This is a genomic window from Arthrobacter sp. QXT-31 (genome assembly GCF_001969265.1).
Lineage (GTDB): Bacteria > Actinomycetota > Actinomycetes > Actinomycetales > Micrococcaceae > Arthrobacter.
Genome location: NZ_CP019304.1, coordinates 1,886,395 through 1,908,965 on the forward strand (window position 1 = coordinate 1,886,395; position 22,571 = coordinate 1,908,965).

The window sequence follows — 22,571 nt, forward strand, 5'->3', positions numbered from 1 at the left end:
TTCCACTCTTCGCTAAAAGAGTGGGCCCTGTGGGGATCGAACCCACGACCCACGGATTAAAAGTCCGATGCTCTACCAACTGAGCTAAAGGCCCAAACTGCCTGCTGAATGCGGACCTCAACAGCCTGCACACGCGAAACAGTTCCAGTCCATTTCTGGACGTTTAATACTGTACCGCAGACAATGGCGACTTCAGCACGGCGCCCCGCCGCCGCCGTCGAACGTGTCCTTTCCGGGAACCGGCAAAGGGTTTTGGGCAGGCATGGCTGCCGGATGTGGATGAGAGTGCACTGGATAAGGACGCTCGATTCCGGTTCCGTGCAGGAGTAGCGTGGGACCATGAGCCAGAAAGCAGGAACCAGCGGCCCGGGCGGGGCGGAGCGGCACCACAAACCGAAGCCTTTTGCGCCCATTGATTTTGAACCTTTCGCAGGCGGCGCCGATCCGGCGCGTGTCTCGGAAGCTGCGCACCTGGCCGCCCAGGCCCTGGTGCGCCATGGCCGGGACAGCGATGATCCCGTCATCACCAAACGGCTGGTCAAGCTGGCCGACGAGCAGGGCCTTGAGGCGATTGCGGAAATGTGGGCGGAAAGCCCGGCACGCTCGCTGCCCGGTGCGCTGTGGCGGCTGTACGCCCTGCGCGCGGCAACAGTGCAGGATCCCGAGCGCATCTCCGTTTATTTCAAGGCCGGCAAGGACACGGCGCAGGTCTCCCATGTGGTGGCCGGCGCGGCCGAACCGCCGGGCGCCGATGAAATGAGGAGCATGGCGGACGCGATCCTGTCCGGCGCCTTCGACGGCGACTTCGACGTTGCGCTGGAGCGGTCCGCCGCGTTCTGCCGTGTGGTGGCCCTGGGCCAGGCCACGCTCGCGGACGGTGCGGAGCATTCAAACGAGAGCCACGCACGCAAGCTGACGCGCAACTCACACCTGCTCGTGAAGACGGCAGAGGACCTGGAACATGCCGCCAACGCCTGGCGGCTGGGTGAGCTTGACTGACCCATCAGGCCCGATCTGTCAATGTTGACTTGGCCAAGCCAAAGTAGAACACTGAAACTGGTGCCGAACCGCGAAACCCCCGGGCTTCAACATTTAGCCGCCTAGAGCGGCCTACCGCCGAGAGGCGTATCCGGTTCGGCACCATTTTCATGCCCCAATGCAGGTGCCGGTAAAGTACTGACTAGCTGCGGCTCGGACGTCAAGTCAAACTCCCGCGGCGTCCCGCCCTGACCATCCTCCGGAGACCGGTACTCATGAAGCTGCGCCTTTTTCCCCAGGAATCCGCAGGCCTGAACCTGCTTGCGCAGCTGGCCCGGCAGATAGTCTTTGCCAGCGCCACCATGGCGGAAATCCTGGGCGCCCCGGCCACTGAGCACAACCGGCTGGTGGAGGATATGCACAACCACGAGGCAAAATCGGCCGAGCTGCACTTCGCCCTCCTGACGCACATGCGCAGCAGCTTCGTGAATCCGCTCCCGCGCGAGGACATGTACGCCCTCTCCCAAAGTTTGAACGAAGCCATTGAGAGGCTGGATGCGGCGGCCGAGCTGGTGGCGCTGTACAGCCTGGACCGGCTGCCGAAGCGCGCGGCCGACCAACTGGAGATCATCAGCCGCCAGGCCGAGCTGACAGCCGAGGCCATGCGCCGGCTGAACAACCTGGACGACCTTGAGGATTACTGGATCGAGGTCCTTCGGCTGGCCAAGCGGGCCGAACGGACGCACCGGATCTGGGTCGCGGACATGCTCAAGGACATGAAGTCCGCCCAGTACGCCCGCCACCGGGACGTCGCCAACCAGCTGGTCGACGTCACCAAGGACATGCGCCGGATCGCCACCCAGGTAGGCAGCATCATCGTCAAGGAATCCTGAGTGACGCTGGCCATCTTCGCCCTGGTGGTGCTCCTCACTTCGGCTTTTTCCTTTCTCAACGGTTTTCGGGACGTGTCCACGTCTGTAGCCCTGGCCGTGCGCACCCGCGCCCTGACCCCCACCGTGGCCGTACTGCTGGCCGCCCTGTTCAACCTCATCGGCGCCCTTCTCAGCGCCGGCCTGGCCGTGGCCATCAGCCAGAACTGGATTTCCCTCCCGCCGGGGAACAGCGGACTGACCATCATCGCCGCCGGCCTCGCCAGCGCGTGCGCCTGGGGGATTTTCCTCTGGTGGCGGGGCGTTCCCTCCTCCTCCACGCATGCCTTGGTGGGCGGACTCGCGGGGGCCGGAACCGCCAGTGTGGTGGTGGGCGGCAATTCAGTGGGCGGCGTGGACCAGTCGCTCCTGTTCCAGGTGGTCCTCCCCCTGATCTTCTCGCCTCTTATCGCCTTCATCGGCGCCTACCTGCTGGTGTTTCCCGTCACCTGGGCCGCGCGTTACACCCAGCCGAGCGTGGTCAACAAGCGGTTCCGGGCCGCCCAGTCCATCGCCGCCGGCGCCGTGGCCTTTGGCCACGGGCTGCAGGACGGCCAGCGGGTCAGCGCGGTACTCATCCTTGCGCTGCTGGCTGCCGGCTATTCCGACGGCGGCTCGATTCCCCTGTGGGTGGCGCTGCTGTCCGCGGCGACAATCACGGCCGGCACGATGTTTGGCGGCTGGCGCATCTCGCACACCATCGGCTACCGCCTGACCCGGATCGATCCGCTGCGCGGCGTGGTGGCACAAGGCTTTAGCGCGCTCATGCTGTTCGTTGGCGCCATCGGGCTGCACTGGCCCGTGTCAACCACCCACACGGTCACGTCCTCAGTGCTCGGTGCAGGGGAAAACCAGCAGTTCGCCACCAGCGACCGGAAGCTGGTTACCCGGATCCTGGCACTGTGGGTCCTGACTCCGGTAACCACCGCCGCCGGGGCATTCATCCTCGAACTGGCTCTCTCCCCGCTGATCAGCAGCTAAGCACAGCCTTTCACAACGATTGCTCCGTAGCTGCCTTTTTGAAGGTCCATTAGGGCAGTTACGGAGCAATCGATGTGTGGACTGGGCCCACGCCGGCGAGGGCCCCGGCCTGAGCTTGCGAAGGCTGGGAGCCGGTGGGTGGGCCCACAGCCGCAGGGGTCCCCGGGCGAGCGTGCGAGCCTGGGGTGCGGCTGGGGATTACCCGAAGCGGCCGGAGACGTAGTCCTCGGTGGCCTTCTGGCTCGGGTTGTTGAAGATGGTGCTGGTCTCGGCGAACTCGATGAGCTTGCCGGGCTTGCCGGTGCCGGCGATGTTGAAGAACGCCGTCCTGTCCGAGACTCGGGCGGCCTGCTGCATGTTGTGGGTCACGATCACCACGGTGTATTCGTCCTTGAGCTCGTTGATGAGGTCCTCAACGGCGAGGGTGGAGATCGGGTCCAGGGCCGAGCAGGGCTCGTCCATGAGGATCACCTGCGGCTCCACGGCGATGGCGCGGGCGATGCAGAGGCGCTGCTGCTGGCCGCCGGACAGTCCCGAGCCCGGCTTCTCCAGGCGGTCCTTGACCTCGTTCCAGAGGTTGGCGCCGCGGAGCGAGCGCTCCACCAGGGCATCCGCCTCGCCCTTGGAGATCTTCTGGTTGTTCAGCTTCACGCCGGCCAGGACGTTGTCCCGGATGGACATGGTGGGGAACGGGTTGGGCCGCTGGAACACCATGCCGATCTGGGAGCGGACCGTCACCGGGTCCACGCCGGGGCCGTACAGGTTGTCGCCGTCGAGGAGCACCTCACCCTCAACTCGGGCACCCGGCAGCACCTCGTGCATGCGGTTCAGCGTGCGCAGGAAGGTGGACTTGCCGCAGCCAGAGGGGCCAATGAACGCCGTCACGGACTTGGCCTCGATGTTGATGCTGACGTCTTCGACGGCCAGGAAATTGCCGTAGTACACGTTCAGGTCTTTGACGTCGATGCGCTTGGACATGATGTTCCTTAACTTGCTGGTATGAAATGAGTCTAAGTCGCGGCCGCACAGGCCCGTAAGGGCCGTCCGGCCTAGCGGCCCGTCTTCGGTGCGAAGATCCGGGCGATGAGGCGGGCGGCGAGGTTCAGCAGCATCACCAGGATGATCAGCACCAGGGCTGCGCCCCAGGCCCGCTGTGATGACGGATCGGGGTTGGACGGGGACGTTGGGTTCAGGATCTGCGTGTAGATGAACGTCGGCAGGGAGGCCATCCAACCGCTGAACACGTTGTTGTTGATGCTCGTGGCGAACCCGGCGGTCACCAGGATGGGGGCGGTTTCGCCGATGACGCGGGCGATCGCCAGGGTGACACCGGAAGCAATGCCCGAGATCGCCGTCGGAATGACCACCTTGAGGATGGTCCGCCACTTCCGGACGCCCAGGGCATAGGAGGCCTCGCGAAGCTCGTTGGGCACGATCTTCAGCATTTCCTCACTGGAGCGGACCACCACCGGGATCATCAGCACGGAGAGTGCGACGGCGGCCACGGCGCCGGTTTTGGTGCCGGGCCCCACGACGGCGAAGAAGAACGCTGCGGCGAAGAGGCCGGCCACGATGGACGGGATGCCGGTCATGACATCGACGAAGAAGGTGATGGCGCGGGCCAGCGGGCGGTCGTTGCCGTATTCCACGAGGTAGATCGCCGTCAGGAGGCCCACCGGCACCGAGATGACGGTGGCCAGCAGGGTGATCTGCACAGTGCCGAGAAGCGCGTGGTAGATGCCGCCGAGCACCGGCCCGGCACCTTCGGCCGCCCTGTTGTCGAACACGCCCGTCACGCCGTTCATCGACGTGCCGAGGAACCGGGGGTTGAGGAGGCCGGGAATGCCATTGACCAGGACGGTCCAGATGACGGAGATCAGCGGGAGCAGCGCCACCAGGAAGGCCCCCACCACAAGGCAGGTGGCAAGCTTGTCCTTGGCCTTGCGCGAGCCCTCAACGGCGGCGCTCCATCCCACGAGGCCGGCGGCAAAGAGAATGGCGGAGACGACTCCCCAGCCGAAGGCGTTGAAGCCGATCAGCGCGAGGATGGCGGCGCCGAGGACCAGCGCGATGCCCAGGACGACGTAGGGCGCGTACTTGGGCAGCTGGCCCTTGGTCAGGGCGGACCGCTTGCGGACCGGGGTCAGGGTGGAGGTCATTTAGTTGGCTCCCGAGAATTCTTTGTGCCGGCTGATGATCCACCGGGCGATCATATTGACGGCGAGGGTGATCACGAACAGGACCAGGCCCGCGGCAATCAGCGTGCTCACCTTGAGGCCGCTGGCCTCCGGGAAGTTCAGCGCGATCTCGGCGGCGATGGTCTGGTTGCCGGACTGGATCAGGCTGGCGGTGAGCGCGCCGGAGGACAGCACGAGCGCCACGGCCATGGTCTCGCCGAGCGCCCGGCCGAGTCCCAGCATGACGGCGCTGATGATGCCGGGGCGGGCGAAGGGCAGGACCGCCATCTTGATCATTTCCCAACGGGTGGCGCCCAGTGCAAGGGCGGCTTCCTCGTGCAGCTTGGGGGTCTGGAGGAAGATCTCGCGGGAGAGGGACGTGATGATGGGGATCACCATGACGGACAGCACGATGCCGGCGGTCAGGATGGTCTTGCCCGTGGCGGAGGCCGGTCCCTGGAAGATGGGCAGCCAGCCCATGTTTGCGGCCAGCCAGCCGTAGGCGGGCGAAATCTGCGGGGCCAGGAAGGCGGCGCCCCAGGCACCGTAGATAACGGAGGGGATCGCGGCCAGCAGGTCAATCACATAGCCCAGGCCGGATGCGATGCCGCGCGGAGCGAAGTGCGAGATGAAGAGGGCGACGCCGATGGACACCGGCGTGGCGATAGCCAGGGCGATGATGGCCGCGATGAGGGTGCCCAGGACGATCGGCCAGATGTAGGCGAAGAAGCCCTCCCCGCCCTGGATGTCCTCGGCGGGGGCTGTGAAGGCCGGAAGCGCCTGGATGACGAGGAAGAGCGCCACGCCGAACAGCACGGCAAGGATCAGGCAGCCTGCCGCGAGGGCCGCTCCGGAGAAGACTTTGTCCCCGGCGCGGCCTGCGCCTCGGGAGCTGGTCAGGGAGGTGGTGGTCATACCCGGCCCTTCGGTGTTGATGGTTCGTATTGAATCGTGCTGGAACCGCGCTTTACACGGCTAAGTTCCCCGCCCTGCTTGTCGGCTGGGCGGGGAACTTCGTCGTTCAGGTCAAACGCTACGACTTGACCTTGATGGATTCGATAGCCTTGGTGGCCTTTTCGGTCAGCGCTGCGGAAATCGGAGCCGACTTGGCGGACTCTGCGGCAGCCTTCTGGCCCTCTTCGGAAACTACATAGGTCTCGAAGGCCTTGACCAGGTCAACGGTTTCCTGCTTGTCGTAGCTGGAGCAGACGATGTGGTAGGAAACCAGGACCACGGGGTAGGCACCGGCCTCGGTGGTGGTGCGGTCGAGCTCGATGGCACCGCCGTTTTCGCCGCGGCCTTCAACCGGCTTGCCGGCGTCCACTGCCTTGGAGGCAGCTTCCGGGGAGATCTTGACGAACTCGGAGCCGACCTTGATCTCGGCGATGCCCAGCTTGCCTCCGACGGCGGAGTCATCGGCGTAGGTCACGGCGCCCGGGGTGTCGGTGACGGTCTTGACGACGCCGGAGGTGCCCTTGGCGTTCTCGCCCTTGAGCGAGGCAGGCCAGATGCCGTCAGCCTTGTCCTTCCAGACGTCCGGAGCGGCAGCCGAGAGGTACTCGGTGAAGTTCTTGGTGGTGCCGGAGTCGTCAGAACGGCTTACCGGGGTGACGGCGAGGTCCGGGAGCTTCGCGTCCGGGTTCAGGGCTGCGATGGCGGGGTCGTTCCACTTGGCGATCTCGCCGCGGAAGATCTTGGCTGCGGTGGGGGCATCCAGTTTCAGCTCGGTGATGTCCGGCAGGTTGAAGGCGATGGCGATCGGCGAGATGTAGACCGGGATCTCGATGGCGCCGTCGGGGCCGCAGACCTTCTTGGCCGATTCCAGTTCCTCATCCTTGAGGAAGGCGTCGGAGCCCGCGAACTGAGCAGAACCGTCGATGATGGCCTTGCGTCCGGCGCCGGAGCCGTCCGGGGAGTACTGCACGGTGGCGCCCTGGTTGGCGGAGGCGAAGTTGGTCTTCCACACATCCATGGCCGCGCCCTGCGCGGAGGAGCCGATGCCGGTCAGGGTGCCGGTGACCTTGGCGCCGCCAGCGGGGGCGCTGCCTTCCGGGGCGGTGCCCGTGGCATTGTCTGAACCACAGGCGGTGAGCGCGAGTGCGCCAGCGGCGATAACTGCGATTGCCGCGTGGCGGCCGAAGCGGAGTGCCTTCACTGGATGTACCCCTTCCAGGGTTTTTCGATGCGGTGCGGACCGGAGACGTCCGAACGGGAATTCGTACTTTCTGTACCTGCACTGAAGTTATGGGCCGCAGGTAACAAGTTTTGGGGTCCAAGGTGAACGCAGGGTTAACGAGGGCGGGCCATTGGCTTACAGATACTGCGTTGCCATTGCGTTGGATGCGCCACAGTCGTAGTGGTTTCGCCACAGGATTAACAACCTTAACTTGGGTCCCACGTGGCACCATTGGGACCATGGAGATCTCAGGGCCGCTGGACGGGCACCAACTGGGTGAGGGTCCGGACGCCGATGTGGACCTGTACCGCAGGCTGAGTTCGGACATCACCGCCGGGGTTGCCGTCGTTTCCACCCGGCTGCGGAACCGGGACTACGCGGCCACGGTCAGCGCCTTCCTCTCTGTGTCCTACGACCCGCCGACCATGCTGGTCAGCCTGTACGCGGAGTCCCGCATCGGCGAGGCCGTGGAGGAGGCGGGCACCTGGGCGCTGAGCGTGCTGTCCGGCAAGCACCAGGGCACGGCGGCCTGGCTGGCCAGCCCCGGGACGCCGCTGCACGGGCTGCTCGCACAGGTGCCCTTCCGCCGCGGACCTGCCACCGGATCTGCGGTCATCGACGGCTGCCTCGCCTACTTCGAACTGCGCACGGTTTCGGTCCACCCGGCCGCCACCCACCTGCTGGTTGTGGGTGAGGTGCTGGCGATGGGCAGCGGCGCGGAACCGTCCGAGGCGCCGGACCCGCTGGTGCACTTCGGCTCGGAGTTCCGCCGGCTGGCGCCGTGAAGCGTTCTGTCTGCGCACCATAACCGCAACCGTCCAGGGGACGGCGCGAAGGCGGGCGAGCAGCGTGGCGGCGAAGGGAGAAGACTGATGAGCAGCACAGCCGGCAACACCGCAACTGAACACTGAGTGAGGAGTGGAACATGGTTCCTGAAATCAACATCTGGGCGGTCCTGGTGGCGACGCTGTCCACCATGGTCGTCGGGTCGGTCTGGTACACGCCCAAGGTCTTCGGCAACTACTGGATGCGCGTGGCCAAGGTCTCGCCGAGCGGCAAAGCGAAAGATGCCGTCAAGCCCATCCTGATCACCCTGGCAGTGAGTTTCGTCAGCGCCCTTGTCCTGGCGGGATCGGTTGCCATCGCGCAGGAATTTTACGGCGGCAGCTTCCTGGGCAATTCGCTCATCACCGCCGTCATACTGTGGGCAGGCTTCACGGCGGCGCGCTTCATCACTCACGACGCCTTCGAGGGCCGCCCTGCCGGACTCACGGCACTGAACTGCGCCCATGAGCTCGTGACCTACCTGGTGATGGGCCTGGTCATCGGACTGTTCGGCGTCTAAGCGCGAGCGGACACTTGAGGCCCCCGTCTCCGCCGACCCCCGGAAGCGCGAACTGGGAGATACTACCCGCAAATCTCGGTTTTGGAGTCATTACCTGACAGTTCGCGCTAGTGGCGGGAGCGGAGGCGGGCCACGAGTGTCGAGGCGAGGAACGCCGTCGTCATTTCCAGGGCGATGACCGCCAGCAACACGGCGGCAGCGGGTCCCTCCGATCCGGCTGACCCTGCGGGAACCACCGGCGCTGCCGCTGTGTGGCTGTGGGCCGAGCCGCCCGGGGCGAGCAGCAGGAAACCGTGGATCGCCGCCATCGCGACGCCCGAGGCCATGATCCGGTGCAGGGCGGCGAGACTGCTGTGGCGCCACACGTGAGCGGCGCACGGCACGCAGACCGCCACCATCACGAGCATCAGTGCGTTGAGCCACAGTCCATGGTGGCTGCCGGCGGCCAGCCACACGTGGGCAAGGCAGGATGCGGCGGTCACCACGGCGCAGACTCGGGAGTGGAGGCGAGCGCCGGCCGCCCGGCCCTCCGCTCCCCCGAAGGGCCCCCCGACAACGCTGCCCGAGGCAGCTCGTCGGGAGATAGGTCTTCCGCCTACTGTTGCCGGAGCCACTGCTGCTGGGGCAACCGCTGGCGTGGCAACTGCTGCCGAAGTCATGCCGGGAGCCCCCGCAGCGGAATCCGCTCAGCCATGGCGGTGGTCGCTTGACGGATGGCAGTGGTTGGCCCCCTGGCCGGACGCCGGGACATCCAGGACCGGGCTGCGGTCGAAGAACCCTTCGGGGCGGAGTTTGAAGCCGACGGTGTCCACCGGCATGATCGGCCAGTCCTCGACCCGCGGGAAGTGGGTCAGGCCGAACGTGTGCCAGACGACGATGTCCTGGCCGTCGATGTCACGGTCCTGCGCGACATAGGCGGGCAGGCCCGCACCGCCGGAGTGCTGGTTGACGAAGTCGCCGGTGGGGTAGCGCTCGTCCTCGGCGAACCGGGTAACCCACAGGTCCTTGGTGGCAAACGCCGCCCGCCGGGCAATCGAAGACCCGGGGTCGGCCATCAGGGTGGGCTGGTTGTGGGCGTGCAGCTTGTAGCCCACGGGCTCGCCTAGGCGGTTGCGGGATTCGGGGTTGGAGATGATCCAGGTCCGGCCGGCGCGGGCATCGGCCTCGCGGACAGCCCCGGACTCGCGGGTGAGCACGGTGCGCTTCCGGGAGAAGGCGTTGCCGCGGGGGTTTCCCTCGCCCATCGGCTGGCGGACCACGTCCTCCTCCTCCACCCTGTTGGTGAAGCCGTCGATGGCCATGTCCAGGCGTGCGCTGAAGATGTGCTGGTGGAACGGCGCACCGAGCCCCGGCGCCAGCTGGGAGATGTTGTCCGAGCCGCCTTCCGGGAACGCGGACGTGAAGACGACGCCGGTGGCCTTGGCTTCGAATTCGATGGTGCCGTCAAGGTAGAGGTACCAGTAGAAGCCGTAGTCGTAGTTGCCGATGGTGGTGAAGAACGAGATCACCATGCGGCGGTTCCGGCGGGTGTAGTTGATGCCGGACCAGAGGTCGCTGTGCTTGGCCAGGATGCCCCAGTCCTCCTCGTGCATGCAGATGCCGTTGCGGATCTCGCGGGGGTTGCCGAAGGCGTCGCTGATGACGGGGCTGAGGTAGGTGATCTCGCCCAGGCAGTCGCAGCCCAGCTCGAGGGAGTTGGCGTACTGCCCCACCAGGTACTCCCCCGTGTCGAAGTAGTTCTGCCAGGACCGGATCGGGGACGGGTCGCCGTACGGGACCACCATCTCGGCGATCGACGCGCGGTTGATGATGGGCCGGAGCCGGTCACCGTCCCGGAAGGCGATGTTGTGCAGCACCACGCCCTCGCGGACGTCGAAGCCCACGTCAAGGCTCCATTTCTCCCACTCGATGTGGTTCCCGCCGGTCACCGTGAAGCTGGGGCCTTCGGGCTGGGTGATGCTGATGGGCTTCTGCGTGGTGCGGAGCGGGCCGGTCAGCTCGGGATCGGTGTAGTTGCCGTGCTCTGCGGGAACGGGGAAGACGCCGGTGTCGATTACCTGGGTGACTTCCTTGCTGACCACGTCCACGTAGGCCACAAGCCCGTCGACCGGGTGGGCCCAGGCGCTGTCCCCGGGGAACTCCTGCAGGAACGCGAGCCCGCGCAGGATCCGGCGGCCCTTCTCCTCCGGGTACTCGAACACGCCCGCGGACAGCGGCGCGACCCGGACCTTGCTGGCGTCCAGGTTCCGCGCAGCCAGCGCCTTCAGCCACCGCCCGTCGGCAGCCAGGAGCTGCTCCACCACTTCGAACTCCTCTTCAAGGACCGGGAGTTCACCGGTGGCAGCGGTATCGAGTTCGACGGCGGAGATCACCTCGCTGCTGGTGGCCGAGACGGTGACGTCCTGGGGCCGGGCGCCCGAAACGTCATGGATGAAGACCCGGAACCGCCGGTCCTCCGCAACGCTGCCGGCTTCCTCTGCGGGGTCTGTTTCCCGGGCAGGGCCGGTTTTACGGGCGGCGCCGGTTTTACGGGCGGCGTCAGTTTTGCGGGCAGGGTCCAGCAGCCCCAGGTAGGCAATGCGCTTCTCCGGGCCGAGGAGACCTTCAGAGCGAAGAATGCCCTGCACCTCGCTGATCTCCGCTGCTGAGGTAAGGCGGAACGGGCTGGCTGTTTCTGTGATGGAGAGCGTCATGGCGGCCTTTGTCAGGGACCCTGGCGGGTCTGGTTTTTATTTTCTATAGTTGTAGAGAATAAGCGAACGTAAGATGGCTCACAAGAGTCTGGGCGAAATATTTACCGGGGAGCGGCCGCGTGCCAAAGATTGTTGACCACGACGAGCGGCGGCTGGAACTGGTGGATGCCACCTGGCGGATCATTGCCCGGCTGGGCATCGAAAGTGCCACCATGCGGGAGATCGCCACAGAGGCGGGCTTCGCCAACGGCGCCCTCAAACCGTATTTCCCCACCAAGGACACCCTGCTGACGTTCGCGTTCGGCCACGTCTTCAACCGGACCAACCGGCGCATCGCCGAGGTCACCGCCGGGCTTTCGGGACTGGCGGCCCTGCGGGCCTTCTGCATCGAGGTGCTGCCGCTGGATGAGGAACGGATCAATGAGGCCCGCATCGTGATCCCCTTCTGGCAGAAAGCCATCAACGATCCGGACAAGGCGCAGATCCACCGGGAATCGATGCAGGAGTGGCTCGACTCGATCCGCCGCTACCTCGGGGAGGCGCGGGACAGCGGCGACGTGAGCACCGCCGTCGACGACGACAGCCTCGCCGGGCAGTTGCTCAACATGCTGCTCGGGGCCCAGATCGCGGCCGCGCTGCTTCCGGAGGGCCAGACACAGCTCGGCCTGGACGGGCAACTCGAGGGCTTCCTGGCCCTGCTGACCACCTAGCCTCTGAGGACAGCAATATCCGATCCACAACCAGGAGACCCGGCAGTGACCATCCCGCAGGAAATCGATACGCCGGAAATCATGATCGACGTCGACATCCTCGACCGGAATATCGGGCGGATGGCGTCGGCCGTCCGCTCGCGGGGCCTGGGCCTGCGCCCGCATGCCAAGACGCACAAGATTCCCGAAATCGCCCTCCGCCAGATTGCGGCCGGAGCCTCCGGACTGACGGTGGCAACCATCGGCGAGGCTGAAGTGTTCGCAGCTGCCGGCGTGCAGAACCTCTTCATCGCCTATCCCCTTTGGGTTTCCGCGCAGAAGGCCGAGCGGCTCCGGCGCCTGTCGCAGACGGCGCAGATCGCCGTCGGGGTGGATTCCGCCGAGGGGGCAACGGGACTGGGGACCAGCCTGGGAAGTGCCGCAGGCAGCGTGAGCGTTCTCGTGGAAGTCGACAGCGGGCACCACCGCAGCGGCGTTCTCCCGGAGGCTGTCACGCCGGTGGCCCAGGCGGCGGTGCGGGCCGGACTCAAGGTCGCGGGCGTTTTCACCTTCCCGGGACACAGCTATGCGCCGGGCATGCCGGTCGAGGCGGCCAGTCAGGAGGAGCAGGCCCTGAGCCTGGCGTCGGAAACTCTTGCTGCGGCGGGCTTCGAGGTCACCTGCCGCAGCGGCGGCTCCACTCCCACAGCGATGCTGACAGGGAACTCGGCCGCCACCGAGGTGCGCCCTGGTGTCTACGTCTTTGGCGACGCCCAGCAGCTGGAACTGGGGCGGTGCGCCGCCGAGGACATCGCATTGACGGTTGCTGCCACCGTGGTCAGCCACCATGCAACCGCTCCGGACGGGCCCGCGCGTTTCATCCTCGACGCCGGCAGCAAGGTTCTGGGCAGCGACCGGCCCGCGTGGGCCAGCGGCTTCGGGCGGCTGATGGACTACCCCGACGCCCGGATCACCGCACTGTCTGAGCATCACGCGACCGTCGAGTGGCCCGGGCCTGCTGCGGCGCCAGCCATCGGGGACCGGCTGCGCGTCATTCCCAACCATGTGTGCCTGGCGATGAACCTGGTGGACGAAGTCGCAGTGGTCAGGGGCGGCGCCCTCGTGGACCGCTGGACGGTGGCCGCCCGGGGAAAGAACAGGTGAGGGTCCGCTCTTGTTCACGGAAAATCTTTTTTCCCCATTTGTTGAAAAAAGATGACAGACCCGCAGCATCGCCGCTAACCTGAAATGACTGTGTCGCAGGACACAGTGTTGGGGACCCGTCAGCAGACAGCCAACCTGCATCAGGAACGTTCATGCCAGCAAGCACAGCCCGCCCCGCGGACCAGACCCTCACCTCCAGCGAGGCAACCTCCTTTGACCACTGGAGGCACCTCGTGGCGCAGTCCTTCGTGCCGCTGGCCGCAGAAACGGAACGGCCCGAGCAATTCCGCGGCCGCATGCGCTCCAGGGTGCTGGACCGGACGTGCATCGTGGAAGTGTCCGCTTCGGGTCACAGCGTCCACCGCACTCCGGCGCTTCTTGCCCAATCCGACCAGCGCTATTTCAAGCTCAACCTGCAGCTGGAGGGCACCGGGCTCCTCATCCAGGACAACCGCGAGGCCGTGCTCCGCCCCGGCGACCTGGCCATCTACGACACCAACCGCCCGTACTCGCTGGCGTTCGAGGAGCAGGCCCGCATGATGGTGCTCATGTTCCCGCACGACTCCCTGTCGCTGCCGCCGGAATATGTGGGCCAGCTGTCCGCCGTCCGCCTGGCCGCCGAATCCGGTGTGGCGGGCATTGTGGGGCCGTTCATCACGCAGCTTGCGGGCAACCTGGAGGCACTCAGCGGCCCCACGGGTTCCCGGCTCGTGGCCAACACCCTGGATCTCGTCTCCACCATGCTCCATTCGGAGCTCGACCTGGCCGCGGACAGCATGAAGCCGCAGGCCCTGCTGGCAACGTCAGCCCGTGACTACATCGAGGCAAACCTCGCCGACCCCCAGCTTTCGCCGGCCAGCATTGCGGCCGCGCATTTCATTTCGACCCGCCATCTGCACAACGTCTTCCACGAGTCCGGCAGCACGGTTGCCAGCTGGATCCGCAGCCGCCGGCTGGAACGGGTCCGCCGGGACCTCCGGGATCCGCTGCACTCCGGCACCTCCGTGGGTGCCGTCGCGGCGCGGTGGGGATTCCTGGACGCGGCCCACTTTAGCCGCACGTTCCGGGAGGCCTTCGGCTTATCCCCCAGCGACTGGCGCCGCGGCGCCGCAGCTTAGAAGCAGCCGGCTGCTAAATCAGGCCCTCCGCCTAAATCAGACCCTGCGCCTAGATCAGACCCTGCGCCAGCATGGCGTCCGCCACCTTGACGAAGCCGCCGATGTTCGCGCCGAGCACGTAGTTGCCGGGCGCGCCGTACTCTTCCGCGGTGGAGGCGCAGCGGTGGTGGATTCCCACCATGATGTCCGTGAGGCGCTCTTCCGTGTGCTCGAAGGACCAGGAGTCGCGGCTCGCGTTCTGCTGCATCTCCAGCGCCGAAGTTGCTACGCCGCCTGCATTGGCGGCCTTTCCCGGCCCGAAAAGCACACCCGCTTCCTGGAACACTGCCACAGCGTCCCGGGTGGAAGGCATGTTGGCGCCTTCACCGACGGCGAGCAGGCCGTTCCGGACCAGCCGGGCGGCAGCGTCGCCGTCGAGCTCGTTTTGGGTGGCGCACGGCAGCGCGACGGTGGCGTCGACATCCCAGACGGAGCCGGCCTCCACGTAGGAAACGCCGGAGCGGCGCAAAACGTAGTCCTTGAGGCGTCCGCGCTCCACTTCCTTGATCTGGCGGAGAAGGCCGACGTCGATTCCCGCCTCGTCCACGATGTAGCCGGAGGAGTCGGAGCAGGCCACCACCGAGGCACCAAGTGACTGGGCCTTGGCGATGGCGTTGATGGCCACGTTGCCGGAGCCGGAAACCACCACGCGCTGCCCGTCAAAGGACGAGCCGCGGGTCTTGAGCATCTCCTGGGTGAAGATCACCGTGCCGAAGCCGGTGGCCTCGGGCCGCACCAGCGAACCGCCCCAGGACGTTCCCTTGCCGGTCAGGACCCCGGACTCGTAGCGGTTGGTGATGCGCTTGTACTGGCCGAAGAGGTAGCCGATTTCGCGGCCGCCCACTCCGATGTCACCCGCCGGCACGTCGGTGTACTCCCCGATGTGCCGGTAGAGCTCAGTCATGAACGACTGGCAGAACCGCATCACCTCGGCGTCGCTCCGGCCGCGGGGATCGAAGTCGGAGCCGCCCTTGCCGCCGCCGATGGGCATGCCGGTGAGCGCGTTCTTGAAGATCTGCTCGAAGCCGAGGAACTTCACTATGCCGAGATAGACGGACGGGTGGAACCGGAGGCCGCCCTTGTACGGGCCCAGCGCCGAGTTGAACTCCACGCGGAAGCCGCGGTTGATCTGCACGCGGCCCTGGTCATCGGTCCACGGCACCCGGAAGATGATCTGCCGTTCCGGCTCGCAGAGACGCTCCAGGATGGCGGCCTCAAGGAACTCGGGGTGCCGGTCGTGGACGGGGCCAAGGCTTTCGAAGACCTCCCCCACGGCCTGATGGAACTCGGACTCGCCGGGATTCCGCGCCAGGACGGTATCCCTGATGGCCTCCAGCCGTGCATCCATGAATCTTTCCTTACTTCGACGGCCGGCGGCCTGGGAGTACATCGCCGGCCGCCCTACAGTTGAGCTTTCAACCTAACCGATTCGGCCCGCGAGCCGTTAAGCGGCCGGGCTAAACATGCCTTATTATCCGTATTATGACAGTAAGATTTCGTACTACGGAAATACGGGCAATGCGGTATGCGATGAAGGCTGATTGATGCCGTACCTTTGCCTTCTCCTCTCGGGTGCCGCACTGCTGATCAACGGCCTGGCAACGCTGGGCGCGCTCCCCCGCCGCGATGCAGCCGTATTTAGCCTGGTGATCGGCGGCCTGCAGCTGCTGTTGGGCGTCACGTACTTGGCCGTCGCGCATCCGGCCCTCACGCATCCGGGCAGCACAGGCCCGGACGCCCTCGCCGGGCATTTACAGCCGACGCTGCTTACGGCGTCGGGCATGTTCCTGTTCGGCCTGACCTACGCCTACGTCGGCCTGGATTTCCTGCTGGGGCTCGGATCCAGGGGCCTTGGCTGGTTCAGCGGAATGGTGGGCGCGTGCGGGCTCCTGCTCGCTGCGGCCTGGTTCAGCAGCGACCCGCTGCTGGCAGTGCTGTGGCTCTGCTGGTCCTACCTGTGGACGCTCTTTTTCTTCTCTATGGCGCTGGGTCGCAGCCGGCTGTCGCCGCTGATCGGCTGGTCGCTGGTTCTGGCCAGCCAGGCCACGGCAACGGCGCCCGCCCTGCTTGGCATGACAGGGCAATGGCCCGGCGACACCGCAACGGCGGGCGGGGCTGCTGCGTGCATCGCCCTGCTTCTGCTGCTGGCCGCCGGCCTTGCCAGGCGTGACGGCCGGCGCGCCGGCCGGCGGGACCGCCAACCCGCCGTCGTCGTCCCTAACGGGCCGTTGGAGACGACGACGGGCGGTTAGCCGCCGCCGGCGGCAGCCTCAGGGGGCGGGCAGGAGCTCGGTCCGCCCCCGCTTTTCCACTCCGGTTTCCGCCAGCACTCCGGCCACGAAGATCACGGGGACGGCAACCAGCAGTGCCGTGGCCGTTTCGCCGCTTCCGCCGATCAGGGACGTGAAGTTGCTGACCACCAGGTACAGGACCCATGCCAGGAGCAGCGAGGCAACGGCCGGCGCGATCAGGGTCTGCCAGAGCTGGCCAGTCACGCGTTCGCGGCGGAAAAATGCGACGACGGCCAGGGAGCAGAGCATGTAGAGCACCAGCAGTGCCGCAACAGCAAGCCCGCTGAACCAGGAGAAGAGCGTCAGCACGGGATCCATGCCCAGCACCGCGAACGGAGCCACGAGCAGCACGGCCACCGTCGTCTGGACCCAGGCTGCCGAGGCCGGCGCGCCGTGGGTGTTGGTCCGGGCGAGGACAGCGGGCAGCGAACCCCGCAGGGCAAGCGAGTGCAGGTAGCGGTTGATGCCGTTGTGGAAGGCGATGATGCCTGCCAGGAGCGACGTCACCAGAAGGACGCCCGCAGTGACGCCGGCCCAGGGGCCGAACAGCTCAACCAGGGGCCCGATCACGAAGGAGGTCGCATCTCCGGACTCCAGGGCAGCGCCGGCAGCGTCGATGACGTGCGAGGGCCCGTAGAAGCTCACCAGCATCCAGGTAATGAAGGCGAAGAACAGGGCGATGATCCCGACCGACAGGTACGTTGCCCGCGCCACTGTCCGGTGCGGGTCCTTGGCCTCACCCGAGTAGATGGCCGTTGACTCGAAGCCGAACATGGAGGCCACAGCGAACATGATCGCAACGCCGGGAGCTCCGCTGGCGATTGCCTCCGGGGAAAAGGACGCAGCCATGTTGAGCCCTTCCGGGCCGCCGCCCTTGAACAGAACGGTGAAGCCGAACAGCAGCAGAATCGCCACTTCCAGGCCCACCAGGAAAGCCAGGACGCGGGCGCCCAGCTCGATGTTCATCGAGCCCAGCACCTGCACGCCTGCCATGGTGGCGACGGCGAGGAGCCACCAGGGAACGGTCACGCCGGCCGAAGCCAGCAGCCCGGAAAAAGCCGCACCGTAGAGTCCGTACATGGCGGCCTGCACAGTGCTGTAGGCCAGCAGTGCCAGCCAGGCCGCGCCTGCACCGGTCTTCCTGCCGAACGCGGCGGTGATATAGGCATAGAAAGCACCGTTCGCCTGCACCTTCCGGCTCATGGCCACGAACCCGACGGCGAAGATGACAATGACGATGCCCACGATCAGGTAAGCGCCCGGTGCCCCGGCGCCATTGCCGAGGGCAGCCGCCAGCGGGGCTGCGCCGACGATGCCGGTCAGCGGGGCCTGGGCTGAAAGAACGAAAAAGAGAATGCCCAGAACGCCGATGCTGCCCGCGCGGAGTGCGGTGGACTGCTCCTTGCGCGGGCTTGCTTCTGCGGTCCGGGATTCGGAATTTGAAATACTCATTGGATCCTTCTTAACGGTCATGAGCGTTGGGGAGGGGTGCCGGCAAAGGCCTCGCACCGCGGATTCCAGCTTGGCAGTCCCCGGCCGCCGGGGCTTGTCTGGCAGCGATCAGTTGTTGTGCCTGAGCGCACATGCATGGCCGGAAGGGAAAAAGGAAACTGCCGGGAGGCGTTCGCGCCCCCGGCAGTTTTCACTTTTCAGCTGTGACGGCTCAGGCGTGATTGCCGACCAGTCCCTGACGGGCCGGCAGGAACTGTGCGAAGAAGGCGCCCAGTTCCGCCGTCGCGGTCAGCGGCAGGACATTCGCCACGTACTGGTCCGGCCTGACCACCACAACAACGCCGCCGCGGTCCAGGCCGCGAAGGTCGAAGATGTCGGCCTTCGGGTCCGCGCCGTAGACCTTCTCAAGGTTGGTCAGCCTGAACGGCCCCACCTCCGGCTTGAACACGGCCGGGACGGCGTTGATGTCGATGCCCCGGTGGTCCTGCTGGTAGACGACCTTCACATCGAACCAGGCATCGGCGTCGGCACCCTCCGGCGTCGCCGCGAGCGGGGACTCCGGCGAGCTCTCCAGCCAGTGCGCGAAGTCGGTGGTGGGCGACGGGGTGCCGGCTTCGGCGGCGTCGGCGAACACGTAGATGCGCCAGCGTCCGTCGGCCTTTGCCTGGTGTCCCAGCTGCAGCGGGTTGGTGTCACAGACGCGGAGCACGGGCGCGGACTTGAAGCGCTTGCCGACCGGGAAGCCAGTGGCCAGTTCCTGGTGCTTCGCCTCGGCCACGATCATTGACGGCGCGTACTCGGTCATGAAGCCGGCCGGGAATTCGGCGGTGCGCACGTAGAAGTCCTCCAGCTCCGAGGGGTCGCTGAACTCCTCGGGCTTTTTGGCCATGAGGGTTGACCATTCCTTGTCGAAATCGATCAGGTCCTTCGCAACGACCTGGCGCTCGGCCGAGTACGTGGCCAGCAGCGACTCCGGGCTGCGGCCCTCGAGCACGTGTCCGATCTTCCAGCCGATGTTGAAGCCGTCCTGCATGGACACGTTCATGCCCTGGCCGGCCTTGGCGCTGTGCGTGTGGCAGGCGTCGCCGGTGATGAAGACGCGCGGCGTGCGGCTGTTCCGCTCTTTGGGCAGGACGTCGTCGAACCTGTCGGTGAGGCGGTGGCCCACCTCGTACACGCTGTGCCAGGCAACGTTGCGGACGTCCAGGGTGTACGGCTGCAGGATCTGGTTCGCGTGGGCGATGATCTGCTCGATGGTGGTCTTGCGGATGGCACCGTTGTCGTCCTCCGGCACGACGCCGAGGTCGACGTACATGCGGAACAGGTGCCCGCCCTCGCGCGGGATCAGCAGGATGCTGCCGCCGTCGTGGGACTGGATGGCGCACTTCGTGCGGATGTCCGGGAAGTCCGTGGCGGCGAGGACATCCATGACGCCCCAGGCGTGGTTGGCCTGGTCACCGGCGAGCGTGCAGCCGATGGATTCCCGGACCTTGCTGCGGGCACCGTCAGCGCCGACCACGTACTTGGCCCGCACGACCCGCTCCTGGCCCGCCAGTTCGCCGGCGGTGCGGACCAGGGTGACGGTGACCGGGTACTCACCCGCGTCCGCCACCTCGAGGCTGCGGAACTCGTAGCCGTAGTCGGGGGTCATCCGCGTCGGCGAATAGGCCATGACCCGGGCGAAGTAGTCCAGCACACGGGCCTGGTTGACGATGAGGTGCGGGAATTCGCTGATGCCCATCTCGTCGTCGACCGCGCGGGCTGCACGGTAGATGTGCTTCGGGTTCTCCGGATTCGGCTTCCAGAACGCCATCTCGGTGATCCGGTAGGCCTCCGCGGTGATCTCCTCGGCAAAGCCGAAGGCCTGGAAGGTCTCGACACTGCGGGCCTGGATGCCGTCCGCCTGCCCGATCGCGAGGCGGCCGGGGCGGCGCTCCACGATGCGCGTGGTGATGTCCGGGAACTGGGACAGCTGGGCGGCGGCGAGCATGCCAGCGGGGCCGGAACCCACGATCAGCACGTCGACCTCGTCGGGGAGCTCTTCGGGGCGGTTGATGCCGACGCCGGCGGCCGGCTGGATGCGCGGGTCACCGGAAACGTAACCGTGGTGGTGGAACTGCACGGGTTTTCCTCACTTCACTGTGTGGGGGGCTTGCGCCAAAAGTCTGTGTTCTATATCGGAACAAGTGATTCGATATTCGAAACTGTGGTCTATGGTTCAGTACTGTACGTCACATCCGACCGGACCCACAAGAAGCTGCTTCTTTCCCCAACCGGGGGGGTTGACGAAGCCTCCGAAGCGGTCCAGTATTTTTCGTATACGATTTCGTACCTGATGAGGAGAGTGCTTTGGAGCAGGTCAACGGTGACACCCTGGCAGCGGCACGCAAGGTGATCGCAGTGCACATCAACTACCCCAGTCGCGCAGCCCAGCGCGGCCGGACGCCGGCGCAGCCCTCCTACTTCCTGAAGCCGTCGTCCTCGCTGTCCCTAAGCGGCACCGCCGTCGAACGCCCGGCCGGCTGCGAACTCCTCGGCTACGAGGGCGAGATCGCGCTCATCATTGGCAAGGCCGCCCGCCGCGTCGGGATCGAGGACGCGTGGAGCCACGTCGCCGCGGTCACGGCCAGCAACGACCTCGGCGTGTACGACCTCCGCTACGCGGACAAGGGCTCCAACCTCCGGTCCAAGGGCGGTGACGGCTTCACCCCGGTGGGCCCGGCACTGCTTCCGGCAGACGCCGTCGACCCCGCCAAACTCCGGATCCACACCTGGCACAACGGCGAACTGGTCCAGGACGACACCACTGAAGACCTGCTCTTCCCGTTCGCCCGGCTCGTGGCGGACCTCTCCCAGCTGCTCACCCTTGAAGAGGGGGACATCATCCTCACCGGCACCCCCGCCGGCGCCTCGGTCGCCGTGCCCGGCGACGTGCTGGAGGTGGAGGTCAGCACCATTGACGGCGGTCTCACCACCGGGCGGCTGGTCACCACTGTTGAGGAAGGTACGACGGCGTTCGCTGACTTTGGTGCCCAGCCCAAGGCCGATGACCTGCAGCGGGAAGAGGCGTATGGTTCGCGGGAGGCCGCCGGCCTTCCTGCCGACGCAAGTGCCGCCGTCGGACCTGCTCTCTCCCCCAAACTGAAGGCGAAGCTCGAATCTGTCTGCACCGCGACCCTGTCATCGCAGCTGCGCAAGCGCGGCCTCAACAACGTCAGCATCGACGGGCTGACCGCGACCCGGCCGGACCGCAAAGTGGTAGGCCTGGCCCGGACCCTGCGCTACGTGCCCAACCGGGAAGACCTCTTCAAGACCCACGGCGGCGGCTTCAACGCCCAAAAACGCGCCATCGACTCCGTCAACGAGGGCGAGGTCCTGGTCATGGAAGCCCGCGGCGAGAAGGGCACCGGAACCATCGGCGACATCCTGGCCCTGCGCGCGCAGGTCCGCGGCGCCGCGGCCATCATCACGGACGGCGGCGTCCGCGACTTCTCGGCCGTGGCCGCCATGGAACTGCCCACCTACTACTCCAACCCGCACCCCGCAGTGCTGGGCCGGCGCCACATCCCGTGGGACACGGACATCACCATCGCCTGCGGCGGCACCACCGTGCAGCCCGGCGACATCATCGTGGCCGACGCGGACGGCATCCTGGTGATCCCCCCGGCCATCGCCGAGGAGGTCGCCGACGACTCGATCGCCCAGGAACGCGAAGAGGTCTTCATCGCCGAAATGGTGGAGCAGGGCCACAGTGTGGACGGCCTGTACCCGCTCAACGCGGAATGGCGTACGAAGTTTGAGGAATGGGAAGTCATGGGAAGCAGGCAAGGCAAATGACTGAGACGGCCACCGCCCCTACAACGGCTGCCGCATCCGGCGTCGACGCCACGGCCTCCCCCGGCAGCAAGTCCGAGCAGGCCTACCAGGCCATCAAGGCACGGATCGTCGAGGGCACCTACACTCCCGGCTACCGGCTGGTCCTGGCCGCCATCGCCAAGGACCTCGGCTTTAGCGTGGTCCCGGTCCGCGAAGCGATCCGCCGGCTCGAGGCCGAGGGCCTGGTGAAGTTCGAACGCAACGTCGGCGCCACCGTCTCCGGCATCGACCCCACCGAATACCTCTACACAATGCAGACCCTCAGCATCGTGGAAGGTGCAGCCACCGCGCTGTCCGCCCCCTTGATCGGTGCGGCGGACATCGCCCGGGCCCGCGCCGTGAACGAGGACATGCGCGAATGCCTCCAGCACTTCGACCCCGTCCGGTTCACCCAGCTCAACCAGGACTTCCACAGCGTCCTGTTCGAACACTGTCCCAACCCGCACATCCTGGACCTCGTCCACCGCGGCTGGAACCGGCTCGCATCCCTGCGGTCCTCGACCTTCCGCTTCGTGCCAGGCCGCGCCAAGGAATCCGTGGAGGAACACGAGGCGCTCCTGCAGCTCATCGAAAACAACGCCGACGCCGACACCATCGAAAAAGCGGCACGGCTCCACCGCAGCGCCACCCTCGACGCCTACCTCTCCCAAACCAAGCACTAGT

Annotated in this window: 20 protein-coding genes and 1 tRNA gene; 11 read left to right on the forward strand and 10 right to left on the reverse strand. The window is 66.4% G+C overall.

The window, feature by feature from the left end:
• Window positions 1–21: 21 nt before the first annotated feature.
• Window positions 22–94, reverse strand: a tRNA-Lys gene (locus tag BWQ92_RS08550).
• 245 nt (window positions 95–339) lie between these two features.
• On the opposite strand from BWQ92_RS08550, the gene BWQ92_RS08555 reads away from it, so the two are divergent.
• The 3 genes from BWQ92_RS08555 (at window position 340) to BWQ92_RS08565 (ending at window position 2,888) form a co-directional block, all read left to right on the forward strand.
• Window positions 340–999 carry a hypothetical protein gene (locus BWQ92_RS08555; RefSeq protein WP_076799133.1) on the forward strand — a complete coding sequence of 220 codons (660 nt, stop codon included), beginning with the start codon at window positions 340–342 and terminating at the stop codon, window positions 997–999.
• A gap of 254 nt (window positions 1,000–1,253) precedes the next feature.
• Window positions 1,254–1,871 carry a nuclease PIN gene (locus BWQ92_RS08560; RefSeq protein ID WP_076799134.1) on the forward strand — a complete coding sequence of 206 codons (618 nt, stop codon included), beginning with the start codon at window positions 1,254–1,256 and terminating at the stop codon, window positions 1,869–1,871.
• Window positions 1,872–2,888, forward strand: a complete 1,017-nt coding sequence (locus BWQ92_RS08565) for an inorganic phosphate transporter (RefSeq protein ID WP_076799135.1) — start codon at window positions 1,872–1,874, stop codon at window positions 2,886–2,888.
• A 198-nt stretch (window positions 2,889–3,086) separates the two neighbouring features.
• Here BWQ92_RS08565 and pstB read toward each other — a convergent pair whose 3' ends face one another.
• From pstB to pstS, 4 genes are all read right to left on the reverse strand, one after another.
• The gene (gene pstB, locus BWQ92_RS08570; RefSeq protein WP_076799136.1) at window positions 3,087–3,866 is read right to left on the reverse strand and encodes a phosphate ABC transporter ATP-binding protein PstB; all 780 of its coding nucleotides are present in this window, start codon (window positions 3,864–3,866) and stop codon (window positions 3,087–3,089) included.
• A 71-nt stretch (window positions 3,867–3,937) separates the two neighbouring features.
• Window positions 3,938–5,047 carry a phosphate ABC transporter permease PstA gene (pstA, locus tag BWQ92_RS08575; RefSeq protein WP_076799137.1) on the reverse strand — a complete coding sequence of 370 codons (1,110 nt, stop codon included), beginning with the start codon at window positions 5,045–5,047 and terminating at the stop codon, window positions 3,938–3,940.
• Window positions 5,048–5,980 (reverse strand): phosphate ABC transporter permease subunit PstC, encoded by a 933-nt coding sequence (gene pstC, locus BWQ92_RS08580; protein WP_076799138.1) that lies wholly within the window; start codon window positions 5,978–5,980, stop codon window positions 5,048–5,050.
• Between the two features lie 118 nt (window positions 5,981–6,098).
• Window positions 6,099–7,220, reverse strand: coding sequence for a phosphate ABC transporter substrate-binding protein PstS (gene pstS, locus BWQ92_RS08585; RefSeq protein ID WP_076799139.1), 1,122 nt, complete (start codon window positions 7,218–7,220; stop codon window positions 6,099–6,101).
• 260 nt (window positions 7,221–7,480) lie between these two features.
• Between pstS and BWQ92_RS08590 the strand changes: the two genes are divergently transcribed.
• The gene (locus tag BWQ92_RS08590) at window positions 7,481–8,026 is read left to right on the forward strand and encodes a flavin reductase family protein (RefSeq protein WP_076799140.1); all 546 of its coding nucleotides are present in this window, start codon (window positions 7,481–7,483) and stop codon (window positions 8,024–8,026) included.
• A gap of 140 nt (window positions 8,027–8,166) precedes the next feature.
• On the forward strand, window positions 8,167–8,586 hold the full coding sequence (locus BWQ92_RS08595) for a DUF1761 domain-containing protein (RefSeq protein WP_076799141.1): 420 nt from the start codon (window positions 8,167–8,169) through the stop codon (window positions 8,584–8,586).
• A 107-nt stretch (window positions 8,587–8,693) separates the two neighbouring features.
• On the opposite strand, the gene BWQ92_RS08600 is transcribed toward BWQ92_RS08595, so the two are convergent.
• Both BWQ92_RS08600 and BWQ92_RS08605 read right to left on the reverse strand, forming a co-directional pair.
• Window positions 8,694–9,068 (reverse strand): hypothetical protein, encoded by a 375-nt coding sequence (locus tag BWQ92_RS08600; protein WP_335633104.1) that lies wholly within the window; start codon window positions 9,066–9,068, stop codon window positions 8,694–8,696.
• Window positions 9,069–9,272: 204 nt separating this feature from the next.
• Window positions 9,273–11,279, reverse strand: coding sequence for a primary-amine oxidase (locus BWQ92_RS08605; protein ID WP_076799142.1), 2,007 nt, complete (start codon window positions 11,277–11,279; stop codon window positions 9,273–9,275).
• A gap of 119 nt (window positions 11,280–11,398) precedes the next feature.
• Here BWQ92_RS08605 and BWQ92_RS08610 point away from each other — a divergent pair, with 119 nt between their 5' ends.
• From BWQ92_RS08610 to BWQ92_RS08620, 3 genes are all read left to right on the forward strand, one after another.
• The gene (locus tag BWQ92_RS08610; protein WP_076799143.1) at window positions 11,399–11,989 is read left to right on the forward strand and encodes a TetR/AcrR family transcriptional regulator; all 591 of its coding nucleotides are present in this window, start codon (window positions 11,399–11,401) and stop codon (window positions 11,987–11,989) included.
• Between the two features lie 81 nt (window positions 11,990–12,070).
• Complete coding sequence (locus BWQ92_RS08615; RefSeq protein ID WP_076803608.1) at window positions 12,071–13,132, forward strand: D-TA family PLP-dependent enzyme; 1,062 nt, start codon at window positions 12,071–12,073, stop codon at window positions 13,130–13,132.
• Between the two features lie 152 nt (window positions 13,133–13,284).
• Window positions 13,285–14,250, forward strand: a complete 966-nt coding sequence (locus BWQ92_RS08620) for a helix-turn-helix domain-containing protein (protein ID WP_076799144.1) — start codon at window positions 13,285–13,287, stop codon at window positions 14,248–14,250.
• A 49-nt stretch (window positions 14,251–14,299) separates the two neighbouring features.
• Here the strand turns inward: BWQ92_RS08620 and gdhA are convergent, their stop codons facing one another.
• Complete coding sequence (gene gdhA, locus BWQ92_RS08625) at window positions 14,300–15,637, reverse strand: NADP-specific glutamate dehydrogenase (RefSeq protein ID WP_076799145.1); 1,338 nt, start codon at window positions 15,635–15,637, stop codon at window positions 14,300–14,302.
• A 196-nt stretch (window positions 15,638–15,833) separates the two neighbouring features.
• Between gdhA and BWQ92_RS08630 the strand changes: the two genes are divergently transcribed.
• Complete coding sequence (locus BWQ92_RS08630) at window positions 15,834–16,541, forward strand: AmiS/UreI family transporter (protein ID WP_076799146.1); 708 nt, start codon at window positions 15,834–15,836, stop codon at window positions 16,539–16,541.
• A gap of 18 nt (window positions 16,542–16,559) precedes the next feature.
• On the opposite strand, the gene BWQ92_RS08635 is transcribed toward BWQ92_RS08630, so the two are convergent.
• Window positions 16,560–18,032 carry an APC family permease gene (locus BWQ92_RS08635; RefSeq protein WP_076799147.1) on the reverse strand — a complete coding sequence of 491 codons (1,473 nt, stop codon included), beginning with the start codon at window positions 18,030–18,032 and terminating at the stop codon, window positions 16,560–16,562.
• Window positions 18,033–18,243: 211 nt separating this feature from the next.
• Window positions 18,244–20,154, reverse strand: a complete 1,911-nt coding sequence (locus BWQ92_RS08640; protein WP_076799148.1) for an FAD-binding monooxygenase — start codon at window positions 20,152–20,154, stop codon at window positions 18,244–18,246.
• Between the two features lie 227 nt (window positions 20,155–20,381).
• Here BWQ92_RS08640 and BWQ92_RS08645 point away from each other — a divergent pair, with 227 nt between their 5' ends.
• Both BWQ92_RS08645 and BWQ92_RS08650 read left to right on the forward strand, forming a co-directional pair.
• Window positions 20,382–21,869 (forward strand): fumarylacetoacetate hydrolase family protein, encoded by a 1,488-nt coding sequence (locus BWQ92_RS08645; RefSeq protein ID WP_076799149.1) that lies wholly within the window; start codon window positions 20,382–20,384, stop codon window positions 21,867–21,869.
• Window positions 21,866–22,570, forward strand: coding sequence for a GntR family transcriptional regulator (locus BWQ92_RS08650; protein ID WP_076799150.1), 705 nt, complete (start codon window positions 21,866–21,868; stop codon window positions 22,568–22,570). The genes BWQ92_RS08645 and BWQ92_RS08650 overlap by 4 nt, the downstream gene beginning before the upstream one ends.
• The last annotated feature ends 1 nt before the right edge of the window (window position 22,571 follow it).

Coding starts and splice junctions, on each gene's coding strand:
- BWQ92_RS08555 (WP_076799133.1), top strand. CDS start 340: ATGAGCCAGAAAGCAGGAACCAGCGGCCCGGGCGGGGCGGAGCGGCAC.
- BWQ92_RS08560 (WP_076799134.1), top strand. CDS start 1,254: ATGAAGCTGCGCCTTTTTCCCCAGGAATCCGCAGGCCTGAACCTGCTT.
- pstB (WP_076799136.1), bottom strand. CDS start 3,866: ATGTCCAAGCGCATCGACGTCAAAGACCTGAACGTGTACTACGGCAAT.
- pstA (WP_076799137.1), bottom strand. CDS start 5,047: ATGACCTCCACCCTGACCCCGGTCCGCAAGCGGTCCGCCCTGACCAAG.
- pstC (WP_076799138.1), bottom strand. CDS start 5,980: ATGACCACCACCTCCCTGACCAGCTCCCGAGGCGCAGGCCGCGCCGGG.
- BWQ92_RS08590 (WP_076799140.1), top strand. CDS start 7,481: ATGGAGATCTCAGGGCCGCTGGACGGGCACCAACTGGGTGAGGGTCCG.
- BWQ92_RS08595 (WP_076799141.1), top strand. CDS start 8,167: ATGGTTCCTGAAATCAACATCTGGGCGGTCCTGGTGGCGACGCTGTCC.
- BWQ92_RS08605 (WP_076799142.1), bottom strand. CDS start 11,279: ATGACGCTCTCCATCACAGAAACAGCCAGCCCGTTCCGCCTTACCTCA.
- BWQ92_RS08615 (WP_076803608.1), top strand. CDS start 12,071: ATGATCGACGTCGACATCCTCGACCGGAATATCGGGCGGATGGCGTCG.
- BWQ92_RS08620 (WP_076799144.1), top strand. CDS start 13,285: ATGCCAGCAAGCACAGCCCGCCCCGCGGACCAGACCCTCACCTCCAGC.
- gdhA (WP_076799145.1), bottom strand. CDS start 15,637: ATGGATGCACGGCTGGAGGCCATCAGGGATACCGTCCTGGCGCGGAAT.
- BWQ92_RS08630 (WP_076799146.1), top strand. CDS start 15,834: ATGCCGTACCTTTGCCTTCTCCTCTCGGGTGCCGCACTGCTGATCAAC.
- BWQ92_RS08635 (WP_076799147.1), bottom strand. CDS start 18,032: ATGAGTATTTCAAATTCCGAATCCCGGACCGCAGAAGCAAGCCCGCGC.
- BWQ92_RS08650 (WP_076799150.1), top strand. CDS start 21,866: ATGACTGAGACGGCCACCGCCCCTACAACGGCTGCCGCATCCGGCGTC.